Here is a 13,010-nt window from a genome sequence, read left to right on the forward strand (position 1 = left end):
CCGTCCGGAAGGTTAAAGAACAACCTTCCAGCCGGCTCGTCTTATGCTTGACTTGCAAAGGATGTGCTGATGTCGATGTTCGCCACAGGACGTGGCGGGTTTTAATCGACGCGCCGATAGGCGAGGCGCCCTGCGCTTTTCTTAAAGATAAGAAACAACCATGGCTAAGCTTCCCATAGCCACCATCTACAATGAAAAAGGTATTTCATTTATTGAATATTGTAGTTCTATTTTGGATGTAGGAAGGTGATATCATTTGAAAAATACCTTTAGAGTTATCCTATTTATAGTGGCAATTTCATTCCTACTTTACATTACGAAAGGGCATTGGGAAGGGTGGCTACTAGGGGCTTTAAGTCTTTTATTTACACTTTCAGCTATTTTTATAGGCTTTGTTATTTTCTTAGAAAATAGACATCCCACTCAAACATTGACATGGATTGTTGTATTAGGAAGTTTCCCTTTACTTGGGTTTATTTTTTATCTAATGTTTGGGAGAAACTTTCGAAAAAAACGCATGTTCCAAAAAAAGGCCTCACTAGATGAGCAAACGTTTTTACAGGTAGAAGGTAGTTTTGATTATAATGAAGAAAAAATTGAGGAAATGGGAGAAAACCAAAAACAATTATTTCGTTTAGCTCATCGCATTGGAAAAACGCCTGTTTCCTTTGCATCTGAAACGAAGATTTTAACAAATGGTGATGAAACGTATTCAGCTATTTTTGATGCCTTAAAAAAGGCTCAACATCATATACATTTAGAATATTACATTGTCAGACATGATGCTGTTGGACAACAATTAAAAGATATTCTTATTGAAAGAGCAAAACATGGGGTGAGCGTTCGTTTTTTGTATGATGCTGTTGGAAGCTGGAAGTTATCGAAGCAATATAGGAATGAGTTAAAAAATGCTGGTGTTTTGATTGAACCCTTTTTCCCTGTAAAATTTCCGGTTTTTAATAACAAGGTTAACTTTCGTAACCATCGTAAGATAGCCGTAATTGATGGTTCTGTCGGATTTGTTGGTGGTTTAAATATTGGTGATGAATATCTTGGTAAGAATAAATATTTCGGTTTTTGGCGTGATACTCACTTGTTTATAAAAGGTGAAGCAGTAAGAGCGCTGCAGTTAATTTTTCTACAAGACTGGTACCATATGACAGGTCAAGCATTATTAACCCAAAGCTACCTTTCACCTCAGTTAGTCGAGGGTGAAAACTTTGGTGGAGTTCACTTAATAGCCGGAGGACCAGATAACGAATGGGAAGTTATAAAAAACTTATTCTTTTCAATGATTATCTCTGCAAAAAAATCAATATGGATTGCCTCGCCATATTTTATTCCTGATGAGGACATCCTCTCTGCATTAAAAATTGCAGCTTTAAGTGGTATTGATGTTAGCATTATAGTCCCTAAACGTCCTGATAAAAAAATTGTTTTTTATGCCTCGAGGTCATATTTTCCAGTTCTACTTGAGGCAGGAGCAAAAATTTTTGAATATGAAAAGGGTTTTATGCACAGCAAAATCATGATCATAGATGGTGAGTTAGCATCAATCGGTACTTCAAACATGGATATGAGAAGCTTTCACTTAAATTTTGAAATAAATGCTTTTCTCTATCGAACTAATAGTACAGAAACACTTGTTGCGGACTTTATAAATGATATAGGTCATTCCAAAAAAATCCAAAAGGATACATTTAATAAACGACCACTCTTGCAACGTTTATATGAATCAACAGCAAGATTACTCTCTCCACTATTGTAAAAGGACCAAGCAACTAACAGGTGTTCGGAGTTTATTTGGAACACTATTTTATTTTGAAAAAAATGTTCACAACTTTAAAAGGAGATTTACTTTTTTACCCGAATGTATACATTATCCCGGATTTATCGGGAGATAAGAGAAAGGCAGGGCGACAGGAGCTAGACACCAAAACTAGGTAGAACTTATATACTGTCTTGCCTTTAAACAAAATAAGGAGTGGATTAAAGGTGTTTGTAGCAAAAAAAGAAAATGGACAGTTTGTCTCATTGTTAGATAATTGGTCCAGGGAAGAATTAATAAAATTACGAACAGAACATTTTTATTGTACGGCCTGTCAGTTACCTGTTCATCTTAAGGTAGGAACTAACCGAATAAGTCATTTTGCACATAAGAAGGATGCAAGTTGTAGTGTAAAGACAGAACATGAATCTAGCTATCATATGGAGGGGAAAAAGCAGCTGTATAATTGGCTGCAACATCAAACAAAAGTACTTGAACTAGAACCATACATAAAGGCTATACAGCAAAGACCTGATATATTATTGGAGTTAGAAAATCAGAAAATAGCGATAGAGTTTCAATGCTCTCAATTGGACCCGGACCTTTTTAATAAAAGGACAAAGGCTTACCGGAGGAGTAATATTAACCCGATATGGATTTTGGGGGAAACATGGTTAAAACAAAAAGAAAATAAGCTTCTAACAATTTCCCCATTTCAATGGTTATTTACTTCCGTCGGACCTAGAGGTAACATGCCACAACGAATCCTTTATTTTAAACCTTCTAGTTCACAACTAGTATTGATTTCAAATCTTCTTCCTTTCACCACTACAGAAACGATCGCACAAATTAAATACCACTCATTAACAAAGATAACCTTAAAGGAAATTCTTCATTCTCAAGTTCCATTTCACTATGAATCTACACTAGCTTGGCTAAAGTTGAAGAAAAAATGGCGCTATCAAATTTCAACCTATCCGTCAAAGAAATTGAACCCTCTTTTTATCGAGCTTTATGAAAATAGAATCCCAAGAACGACTATTCCTGCAGTTGCAGGTTTACCCTTTAAATCATTGTATTTAATTGAAACACCTGCAGTAATTTGGCAATTATGGGTTTTACTCGATTCAATCATACCAATAAACATTGGGCAATCGTTTACCTTCAATGAAGTGTATAAACGATTTAATATGCGGATAATGCAAGGAAATATTAAAGTGCGTAAACTTCCCTTAATAGAAAAAGTGCATTACTCTTTTGCGCTAATGGATTATCTTCAATTATTAACAGGGCTTACTATTCTTAAACGAGTTGATAAACTTCATTTCGTTAAAATCAATGAGATTAAAATCCCCGAGTCATTAAACCAAGCTCAAAACCAAGACATAAGTGTAATGAACCTGTTGTATACTTCCTTATTAAATGGTAAAGCTTCCCTGGAATGAGAAGATATAGTTATGCAAAAGATAATGAAATTAATCCATTATGAAGGTGGTTGATCATGATTTGATAATTGGAAAAGCGCAGCGTAAGCGACACCGTAAATCATATTTTCTCTTCCTGCTGTAAGTGTTGGAATAGCAGCCTACGTAGTAAAAAATGAATGGAGTAAAAAAGACAAAGATTTTAAAAAAGAAAATAGTGTAGTAAATAATCATGAAATGTTTTATTACGATTATTAGTTTTTTAAATAAAATTATTCAAAAGAACATATCTATATTTTAAAATAAAAATAGCAAAAAAAAGGAATAACTAGCTTAAATATCGAATTGTAGAATGATGGCGTTTTTCGGCTATCGAAATAATTTAGGGGGGTAATAAAAAATGGCTGAACAAACAGCAGTAAAAAAACTACCAAATAGAAGCGAAATCCAAGTTGAAGATACTTGGCGCCTTGAAGATATTTTTGAAACAGACGAAGCATGGGAAAAAGAATTTCAAGAAGTAAAAGATATGATACCAAAGATTTCTGAATTTCAAGGAAAACTGAGTGATTCTGCGGATGGGTTATACGAAGCATTGTCATATCAAGATGACATTTCAATGCGTTTAGGTAAAATATATACATATGCACACATGCGTTATGATCAAGATACAACAAATTCATCTTATCAAGCTTTAAATGATCGTGCTGCTAATTTATATACTCAAGTTGGAAGTGCTTTATCATTTATCGTTCCAGAAATCCTAGCAGCCGATGAAGCCAACATTAAATCATTCTTAAATGAAAAAGAGGAATTAAAAGTATATGAACATGCTTTAGATGAAATTAATCGTCAGCGTCCCCATGTACTATCTGCAAAAGAAGAGGCATTACTTGCCCAGGTTTCTGAAGTAACTGCTGCTTCAAGTAATACGTTTGGTATGCTTAATAATGCAGATTTAACTTTCCCAACTTTAAAGGATGAAAATGGTGAAGAAGTAGAAATTACACACGGTCGCTATATTCGCTTTTTAGAAAGTGATGATGTTCGTGTTAGAAAAGAAGCTTTCAAAAAAGTCTACGAAACATATGGTAACTACAAAAATACATTTGGAAGCACGCTAAGTGGAGCTGTTAAGAAGGATAACTTCAATGCTCGCGTTCGTAATTATAGCTCTGCTCGTGAAGCGGCATTAAGTAACAATAATATTCCTGAATCAGTGTATGAAAATTTAGTTAATACAGTCAATGATAATCTCCATCTTTTACATAGATATGTACGCCTTAGAAAAAAACTTCTAGGGGTAGATGAGCTTCATATGTACGATCTTTACACACCATTAGTTAAGGATGTCAAAATGGAAGTAAAGTATGAAGAAGCAAAGGAATATCTAATTAAAGGCTTGGCACCACTAGGTGAGGATTATTTACACGTACTACAAGAAGGTTTAGATAATCGTTGGGTAGATGTACAAGAAAACAAAGGCAAACGTAGTGGAGCTTATTCATCTGGTACGTATGGAACAAACCCTTATATCCTTATGAACTGGCAGAATAATGTAAATAACTTATTTACATTAGCCCACGAATTTGGTCATTCAGTCCACAGTTATTACACGCGTAATAACCAGCCGTACCCTTATGGAAACTATTCTATTTTCGTAGCCGAAGTTGCTTCAACATGTAATGAGGCACTTCTTAACGATTACTTATTAAAAACTATTGATGATGAAAAAGAAAAATTATATTTACTAAATCATTACTTAGAGGGCTTCCGTGGGACAGTCTTCCGCCAAACAATGTTCGCTGAATTTGAACACTTAATCCATAAGAAAGCTCAAGAAGGTGAAGCGTTGACGCCTGATCTTCTGACTGAGACGTATTATAATCTTAACAAAAAATACTTCGGCGAAGATATTGTTATTGATAAAGAGATTGGACTAGAGTGGTCACGCATTCCACATTTCTACTACAATTACTATGTTTACCAATATGCTACAGGTTTTAGTGCTGCTACAGCGCTAAGTAAGCAAATTCTTGAAGAAGGCAAGCCAGCAGTAGATCGTTATATTAATAACTTCTTAAAAGCAGGAAGCTCAGATTATCCAATTGAAGTATTAAAACGTGCAGGTGTAGATATGACATCGTCGCAACCAATCGAGGAAGCATGCAAAGTATTTGAGCAAAAGCTAACAGAGATGGAAAATTTACTATCATAAAGGAAACTTCCCTCAGTGGGGGGGCTTTCATCCCTATTGAAACTTCTTTGAATTCTCTAAATTTCCGGAAGTGGGGGTCTTACTGCCCGTTAATGCGGGATAAAAGTGAAGGGTGCCTGTTTCATATAGGCACCCTTCACTTATTTAAAAACCCTTAAATTGTTTTCTAGTATTAAGATGAAAACAGGTATATAGAAGTGAACAAAAAAGAAGGGGAGCAGTAATGTAGAGGGGAATAAGATTCATTAGGCCAAAAATATTTAGTAAAAATGTTAAAAGAACCAAGACTAGTCCAATTATAACGGTTACTTTCAAATTTTTTTTCACTCCTCATAGCAATAATCAAAATAGACTTAGGATTTTGTCTACTATGATACTATTAAAGTTTGTTTGAAATTATGAAAAAAGAAGCCATATTTGATGGGAACTAAATAGAGTGTTACAACATTGTGAAATAATGTACAAACTGATTGAACTTTCCTTGAAAACTTGATATAGTTTTCTCATGAAGTTACTCACACAAACATATACCCCTATTGTTTAACCGTGATAATTTCTCCCATCCCCTTAAATGAAAAGGTGTAGCAACTGGATGCTACACCTTTTCTTTGACAAATATTTTGACTTTGTGTTGGTGTCTAGCTCCGGGTGCCCTACGCTTTTCTTATTCAAGACTTCTCCAAAAGCTCCCATACTTAACGGGGACATGCTCAACCTTTTGTTTGAGTAATAGCTTTTTCATTTCTCGTTCAACCTCGGATGCCGGTAGATTATAAACCACCGAAATTTCTTTTGTAGCTACAAATTTAAAGTAGTTTAGGAACTCTTCTAACGGTGGTGGGGCTGCAGGTTCAGGGTCATCACCAAGCATGTCTTGGATAATGTGGATGTACAAATCATAAGGATAGCAGCCTGTTATTTTAATTCCTTCGTCTTCTATATTCTCATTAAAGAAAACCAGTGTTGGTATTTCATTAACTTCCATTTCGGATGTTATTTTTAAATCACATTGAAATGCTTTAGCCGCACTATCAGATTGTAAGTCATTAACGAATTCATTTACCTCTAATCCTACAGTAGTAGCACATTCAATCAATACGTCTTCTTCACAAATATTTTGTTTTTCAAGAAATAAAACTTCTTGTAGTTTACGTAAAAAACGTATCCCAGCACGTTTACCTTGTAGTTCAGCTGCTTTAATAGCAATTGAGGCTGCATATGGAGTCGAAATAGGATTTTCAAACCATAAAGAACCATCACAAGACATTCCAGACCTACTTCCCGTACGCTCCCATACTTGAGCCATATTTTCGAGCTTTTGTTTCTTTCCCAGGTTCAATGTTGCTAATCTTCCACTAACAATATAACGAATGGTAAAGAATCTTCCATATTCAATCATTAATTTCTTGAGAATTGGTTCAAGTGCCCAGCAATCAGGACAAAAGGGATCGATAAACATATAGATTTCTAATGGTTTAGAATTTTGACAAGCTTGAGCCGAGAACCAGTTCGGATTTGATTTGGAACTCAAGATAATGCTCCTTTCCGGGCCTGTTCGTCTGGGGTATTAATCATATGCTGGGCAGTAAGGAATAATCGATGATAAAACTCAGCTCTAAGGTTTCCTTCAAGCCCTACTTCGTCCATTGCTTCATTCATGCACGATAGCCAAGCTTTTGCGCGCAAGGGAGTGATTTCAAAAGGTATATGTCTTGCTCTAAGCATTGGATGACCATGTTCTTCTGTATATAGGCTTGGCCCTCCTAAATATTGTGTCAAGAACTGTTTTTGTTTTCTAGCAGTTTCTGTTAAATCTTCGGGAAATAGCGGTGATAAGTCGGGATGTTGTCCAACTCGATTATAAAAAGCATCAACAAGCTTTGAAAGAGTTTCTTTTCCCCCAATTGCTTCGTAAGGTGAATCATTATAATCTGGCATGTTGATTACTCCTTTAAAAGTTTATATAGTATTATTCCACTGATGGTTATAGTAATTCTTACTGTCGTATAGCATCTAAAGGTGAAGCTTTAGTAATTGTTACCTGCAACTACATCTGGATAAGATGTTCAATTATTTAATACAAAATTTTTTTATGTACGTTTATTGTAGCAATGGAAATGACTTATCTCAAATAATGAGCACTTAAAACAAATGGAAATTTTTTCTGATGAAAATAAAAATAGCCATTGTAGCTTTCAAATGAAAGATTGCAATGGCTATTTTGCTAGGAAAAATAAGAGTTTGTTACTTTTTTGACATAGGACTGTGTTTCTTTAAATGGGGGAATTCCACCATATTTATCAACATTGCCTGGTCCTGCATTGTATGCAGCTAGGGCCAGGCTAAGGTCACCATCATATTTATCAAGCATATTACGCAGGTATTTTGTTCCACCTTCAATATTTTGTGCAGGATCGTAAATGTCTTGAACCCCTAGTGATTGTGCTGTCCTTGGCATTAACTGCATAAGACCAATTGCGCCCGCTTGACTTTTTACATTAGGGTTAAAGTTAGATTCGTGTTTAATGACAGATTTAATGAGGTTTGGGTCAATATTATATTTATCTGCAGCTTTCTCAATCAGTACTTCAATGTCAGTAGACACACTAAATTGGCCTATATTTTGAAGAGACGATAAGGTATTAAGTGGTTTACTGTTAGTACTAAGCCTTGAATTGTTATTTGATAGAGCTTCTTGTGAGCTAGTAAGCATTTGAGTATAGAGCTCTTTAAATAAAGTGTCCCCGTTTGTACCTTCAGTACCAGCACTAGAACTAGAATTAAAGTTTTTTAAAGCCTGAAGCTCCATTAACATTTTAAATTGATCAATTTTCATAAGTTAATCTCCATTTAGTAAGTTTTGTTTTCTAAGGTAAAATCTCATTATTTTATTTTCTGCGATTCTAATAGGGATATGATATGTTTTTAGTAGTTTGTTAAAAATGACTTGTCCCGCTTTTTCGTCTGATACTTCATATTCGATTTCGTAATCATCTGTATTTAAATAGTGGCTATGATCTAAAACAAGAAGACCATTTTCAAATACTAGTTCTGCCCTGTTTGTAGTTAAAGACCCAAAGTAAAAAATATTAGTAGGGTCGATGCCTTGTTGATGTATTAGAGTTGAAATATCTCCAGCTGGAAATACACCATTCGTTAGCAACAAGTTAGCTTGTTGTTGAGTAAGTGGTTGATGTGTTTCTAATAATCCTATACGAGCGGGTTGCTTAAGTGTCAATGTGTACCTTTCACCTTTTACTCTAATTCGAAGGGCAGAGCTACTAGCTTTTAATGAAAAGTCTAATGTATCAAAATAATGATTAACTTGTAGCTTAAAATCTCCAGATGTCAGTGAAAAAGCTTCAACGAGCCTATCGAACTCTTCTAAAGTAAGTATATTTTTAAACTCAATTTCGATTTCTTGATTCAAGACAAAACCCCCTTTCCACATTCACGAGGTGGTAGCAAAATTCATTCATCTTTTGTTATTATCTCTTGATTGTAAGGTTATTTCAATATCTTATCTTTGGAAGGACTAATATGGTAAAATAAAGTGAAACTTACAATCGGTAGTTTAGGCGGGGAATCAACTGCCACTTTAGATCCGACGAAGCGTAGGAAATGTAGGTAAGGCGTAGCGCATAAAATGTGCGCGCTCCAAGCGTTATAAGTTCAACTAACTATAAGTGGGAGATGCGGGAAAACCCCTAGAAAAAAACGATTACATACAAAGGTAAGAGCATGAAAGGAGAGACACATATGCAAAAGAGAATTGAAGTTAGTCAAACAATTGAAGTAACAAATGAAAAAGTAGAGTTACAAGCTGAAACCGCTGATTTTGAAATTTCCACACTGAAACCAAGTAGACAAATGCTAGTTGATTCTGATTCAGTAGCATTCATATATATTTTAGAAACTGACACAGAGTTTGTTTATGTAAGCCTGCAAGTTATTATTTGGCCAGCTTTAAAGACTGCACTAACTGAAGACCTTCCAGTATTTCTAAATATAAATGGAAACATGATTCAGCTTAAAGGAATTGTTGAAGAATTGCGTTATTTAATTAGTAATATTGAAGGTAATGCGAACTATGGTGACGAAATGGTAACAAAGGTTGAAGAGATATTTTTGTCTAAATGAGGTAAGTAAAGGTATTGGCATTATAAGATGGTGGTGGATTTAAATGAAGAAGCATTGGGAACTATTTTTAGCACCTTATGAGCAAGCAATTGATGAGTTAAAAGTCAAACTTAAGGGAATGCGTTCGCAATTTGAAATGCAAGGAGTCCATACTCCGATTGAATTTGTGACAGGAAGAGTAAAGCCAATAGCTAGTATACTTGATAAAGCAAACAAAAAGAATATACCACTAGACAGATTAGCCGATGAGATGCAGGATATTGCAGGTTTGAGGATGATGTGCCAATTTGTTGATGATATTAAAACCGTGGTTGAACTCATCCGGAACAGAAATGACTTTGAACTTGTCGAGGAGCGGGACTATATTACACATAAGAAAATTAGTGGTTATCGTTCCTATCATATTGTTATAAGTTACCCAGTCCAAACCATTAATGGTGAAAAAAAAATATTAGTTGAAATTCAAATTAGAACGTTAGCTATGAACTTTTGGGCAACGATAGAGCATTCTTTGAACTATAAGTATAGTGGCCACTTTCCACAGGCTATAGAAGATCGCTTACAACGAGCAGCAGAAGCAGCATTTCAGTTAGACGAGGAAATGTCCCAAATACGAGGAGAAATACAAGATGCACAAGTCAAATTCTCCCGAAAAACAGAAACAGACTCTGATTAAACTAATTTAGTCAAGCTAATCATTTGCGAAGTAGATAACGAATTGGTTGGGACGTTGAAACTCTGATTAAACTAAATCAGTCAAGTTAATCATTTGTCCAATTGAAATCTTGTATTAGCTTGATTTTTAAATAATATAGAGGATGGTGGAAAGATGAGATTTGCAATTACCTCAAAAGGTGATTCCACTTCAAATACATTAATGCAGAAAATGAGAACGTATTTATTAGATTTCGAGTTAATATATGATGAGGATCAACCAGATATTGTTATATCCGTTGGCGGTGATGGGACTTTACTTTATGCTTTCCACCGATACAAAAGTCGTTTAAATAAAACAGCCTTTGTTGGTGTGCATACTGGGCATTTAGGATTTTATGCAGATTGGGTTCCAGAAGAAATTGAAAAGCTTGTGATTGCTATTGCTAAAACACCTTACCAGGTTGTTGAATATCCTTTACTTGAAGTCATTATACGTTATATTGATGGGGGGAGGGAGGCAAGGTATTTAGCATTAAATGAATGTACGGTTAAGAGTGTTGATGGTTCTTTAGTAATGGATTTAGAAATAAAAGGACAATTATTTGAAACCTTCCGTGGAGATGGACTATGTATTTCCACACCATCGGGTAGTACGGCATATAATAAAGCCCTTGGTGGAGCGATTTTACATCCATCCTTAGAAGTAATCCAAGTTGCGGAAATGGCGTCAATTAATAACCGGGTGTTCAGAACAGTAGGATCTCCTTTAGTACTACCTAATCATCACACATGTCTGCTTAAGCCTGTCAATGATGTAGATTTTCATATTACAATTGATCACTTAATGTTGCTACATAAAGATGTAAAATCGATACAGTGTCGTGTTGCCAGTGAAAAAATTCGTTTCGCTCGCTTTAGACCCTTTCCATTTTGGAAGCGGGTTAGAGATTCATTTATTGCTGATTAAGAGAAATTAATTTTTGTTGGACTGTGAATTGGTACACTGTAAAAATAGAACGTTGTTTAGAAGGGGACCATTATCGTTGAAACAATTTACCCTAACCTGGAGAATCACCGAGAAAGCATCTAATGTGCTCCTTCGTGATTTCTTAAAGGATAATAAGGTATCAAAAGCTGCGCTAACAGATATAAAGTTTAGGGGGGGAAATATTCTAGTTAACGGATATCCAGTGACGGTTCGTTATGTACTTCAAGTAGATGATGTGCTAGTCATTCAATTTCCACCAGAAAAGCCGAGTAATGAGTTAATGCCGGAGAATATTCCGTTACAAATTGTTTATGAGGATGATTACATACTTGTTGTAAATAAACCTGCTTTTATGTCAACAATACCGTCCAGGGAACACAGAGCTGGAAGTCTTGCACATGCAATCTTACATTATTATAATCAGATTGGGCTACTTTCAACTATTCATGTCGTTAACCGACTTGACCGAGATACATCTGGATTATTAATCGTGGCAAAGCATCGTCATGTACATCATTTATTTTCAGAGCTTCAAAAAAGTGCGGATATAAAAAGAAGGTATGAGGCGGTTGTTCACGGATTACTTGAATATAATGTTGGAACGATAGATGCACCGATAGGCCGTAAGCAGGATAGCATAATTGAAAGAGAAGTAAGAAGTGATGGACAACATGCGATTACTCATTATACTGTTTTAGACTACCTTTCTGATAAAACCCATGTATCGTTACAGCTCGGAACAGGCCGAACACATCAAATACGAGTGCACTTAAGTTATCTAGGGCACCCATTACTTGGTGATACTTTATATGGTGGCAAAAGAGAAAGAATTAACAGACAGGCACTGCATTGCTGTGAGGTATGTTTTTTTCATCCAATCTTAGAAAAAGAGTTAAGCTTTACTGTTTCATTACCAGAGGACATAAAAACGCTATTGGGTGAAACATAAGAAAACAAGCGAACATCAAGTTTGTTCGCTTGTTACTCAAATGATCTAAATTTTTCTGGGACAAAAGGCATTGATGTAGCTGGGACAGAAACCGTTTCCATTTCAGGATAGCGTAAGGCTGTTAGGTTATTTCCAAATACAGCACCAGTATCGATGTTTATTGTATTATTAATAATTCTAGGTTCTTTTACTGGTGTATGACCATATACAATCCATGCCTTTCCATTGTACTGTTGGGCCCAGTCTTTTCGAACTGGAGAACCATCATCATGTTTTTCACCTGTAATATCTCCATATAGCACAAACGTTTTAACCTTCTTATCATCTCGTCCAATATAATCTTCTCGAATACCAGCATGAGCTATTACAACACCACCATTATCTAACTGATGGTAAAGAGGTGATTTATCATAAAGGGTCGTGAACTTATTACGTACCTTTTTTTGTTCCCTCGTTGATAATGCTTCATATTCAGCAGCAGTCGTTTCTAGTCCATGTGTAATTTGAACTTTACTCCCTTTTAAAAATCGATAAAATTTATTGCAATGGTTACCTGGTACATAATAGGCATCATGATGTTTGACAACTAGTTCATAAACAAGATTGATAACTTCTAATGATTTTGGCCCCCGGTCCGGTAGGTCACCAACAAAGGCTAATTTACGTCCGTTTGGATGAACAGGTATAGAATCGTTCCAAACATAGCCTAACCTATCAAGCAGTTCAAGCAGTTCATCATAGCAGCCGTGTATATCACCGATAATATCTAAATTCATACTTTTTTCCCACCTTTAGAGATCTGATCTAAACTAATTTTATTCTATAGTATCTATTGTTCCCAAATCCATTTGTGAACATTAAAAGCT

General features: G+C 35.4%; 12 protein-coding genes. 7 read left to right on the top strand and 5 right to left on the bottom strand.

Annotation, left to right across the window (positions count from 1 at the left end):
- The first annotated feature begins 256 nt into the window (after nucleotides 1-256).
- The 3 genes from cls (at nucleotide 257) to pepF (ending at nucleotide 5,410) form a co-directional block, all read left to right on the top strand.
- On the top strand, nucleotides 257-1,768 hold the full coding sequence (gene cls / locus PY093_RS14715) for a cardiolipin synthase (RefSeq protein ID WP_275646618.1): 1,512 nt from the start codon (nucleotides 257-259) through the stop codon (nucleotides 1,766-1,768).
- Nucleotides 1,769-1,995: 227 nt separating this feature from the next.
- Entirely contained in the window at nucleotides 1,996-3,213 is a 1,218-nt protein-coding gene (locus tag PY093_RS14720; RefSeq protein ID WP_275646619.1) for a competence protein CoiA, read from the top strand.
- A 379-nt stretch (nucleotides 3,214-3,592) separates the two neighbouring features.
- Entirely contained in the window at nucleotides 3,593-5,410 is a 1,818-nt protein-coding gene (pepF, locus tag PY093_RS14725; RefSeq protein ID WP_275646620.1) for an oligoendopeptidase F, read from the top strand.
- A gap of 664 nt (nucleotides 5,411-6,074) precedes the next feature.
- Here the strand turns inward: pepF and PY093_RS14735 are convergent.
- From PY093_RS14735 to PY093_RS14750, 4 genes are all read right to left on the bottom strand, one after another.
- Nucleotides 6,075-6,941, bottom strand: coding sequence for a ClpXP adapter SpxH family protein (locus tag PY093_RS14735; RefSeq protein WP_275646622.1), 867 nt, complete (start codon nucleotides 6,939-6,941; stop codon nucleotides 6,075-6,077).
- Nucleotides 6,938-7,348 carry a globin domain-containing protein gene (locus tag PY093_RS14740; protein ID WP_275646623.1) on the bottom strand — a complete coding sequence of 137 codons (411 nt, stop codon included), beginning with the start codon at nucleotides 7,346-7,348 and terminating at the stop codon, nucleotides 6,938-6,940. Before PY093_RS14740 ends, PY093_RS14735 begins: the two co-directional genes overlap by 4 nt.
- A gap of 286 nt (nucleotides 7,349-7,634) precedes the next feature.
- On the bottom strand, nucleotides 7,635-8,246 hold the full coding sequence (locus tag PY093_RS14745; RefSeq protein WP_275646624.1) for a lytic transglycosylase domain-containing protein: 612 nt from the start codon (nucleotides 8,244-8,246) through the stop codon (nucleotides 7,635-7,637).
- Between the two features lie 3 nt (nucleotides 8,247-8,249).
- Nucleotides 8,250-8,840 carry a CYTH domain-containing protein gene (locus tag PY093_RS14750; RefSeq protein ID WP_275646625.1) on the bottom strand — a complete coding sequence of 197 codons (591 nt, stop codon included), beginning with the start codon at nucleotides 8,838-8,840 and terminating at the stop codon, nucleotides 8,250-8,252.
- 329 nt (nucleotides 8,841-9,169) lie between these two features.
- On the opposite strand from PY093_RS14750, the gene PY093_RS14755 reads away from it, so the two are divergent.
- The 4 genes from PY093_RS14755 (at nucleotide 9,170) to PY093_RS14770 (ending at nucleotide 12,144) form a co-directional block, all read left to right on the top strand.
- Nucleotides 9,170-9,550, top strand: a complete 381-nt coding sequence (locus tag PY093_RS14755) for a UPF0738 family protein (protein WP_275646626.1) — start codon at nucleotides 9,170-9,172, stop codon at nucleotides 9,548-9,550.
- A gap of 43 nt (nucleotides 9,551-9,593) precedes the next feature.
- Complete coding sequence (yjbM, locus tag PY093_RS14760; RefSeq protein ID WP_275646627.1) at nucleotides 9,594-10,226, top strand: GTP diphosphokinase; 633 nt, start codon at nucleotides 9,594-9,596, stop codon at nucleotides 10,224-10,226.
- Nucleotides 10,227-10,379: 153 nt separating this feature from the next.
- A complete protein-coding gene (locus tag PY093_RS14765; RefSeq protein WP_275646628.1) occupies nucleotides 10,380-11,174 on the top strand; it encodes an NAD kinase in 795 nt (264 codons plus the stop codon).
- Between the two features lie 76 nt (nucleotides 11,175-11,250).
- The gene (locus PY093_RS14770) at nucleotides 11,251-12,144 is read left to right on the top strand and encodes an RluA family pseudouridine synthase (RefSeq protein ID WP_275646629.1); all 894 of its coding nucleotides are present in this window, start codon (nucleotides 11,251-11,253) and stop codon (nucleotides 12,142-12,144) included.
- A 32-nt stretch (nucleotides 12,145-12,176) separates the two neighbouring features.
- Here PY093_RS14770 and prpE read toward each other — a convergent pair whose 3' ends face one another.
- The gene (gene prpE / locus PY093_RS14775) at nucleotides 12,177-12,920 is read right to left on the bottom strand and encodes a bis(5'-nucleosyl)-tetraphosphatase PrpE (RefSeq protein ID WP_275646630.1); all 744 of its coding nucleotides are present in this window, start codon (nucleotides 12,918-12,920) and stop codon (nucleotides 12,177-12,179) included.
- Nucleotides 12,921-13,010 lie beyond the last annotated feature (90 nt).

The organism is Cytobacillus sp. S13-E01 (assembly GCF_029193815.1).
Classification (GTDB): Bacteria; Bacillota; Bacilli; order Bacillales; family Bacillaceae_L; genus Bacillus_BV.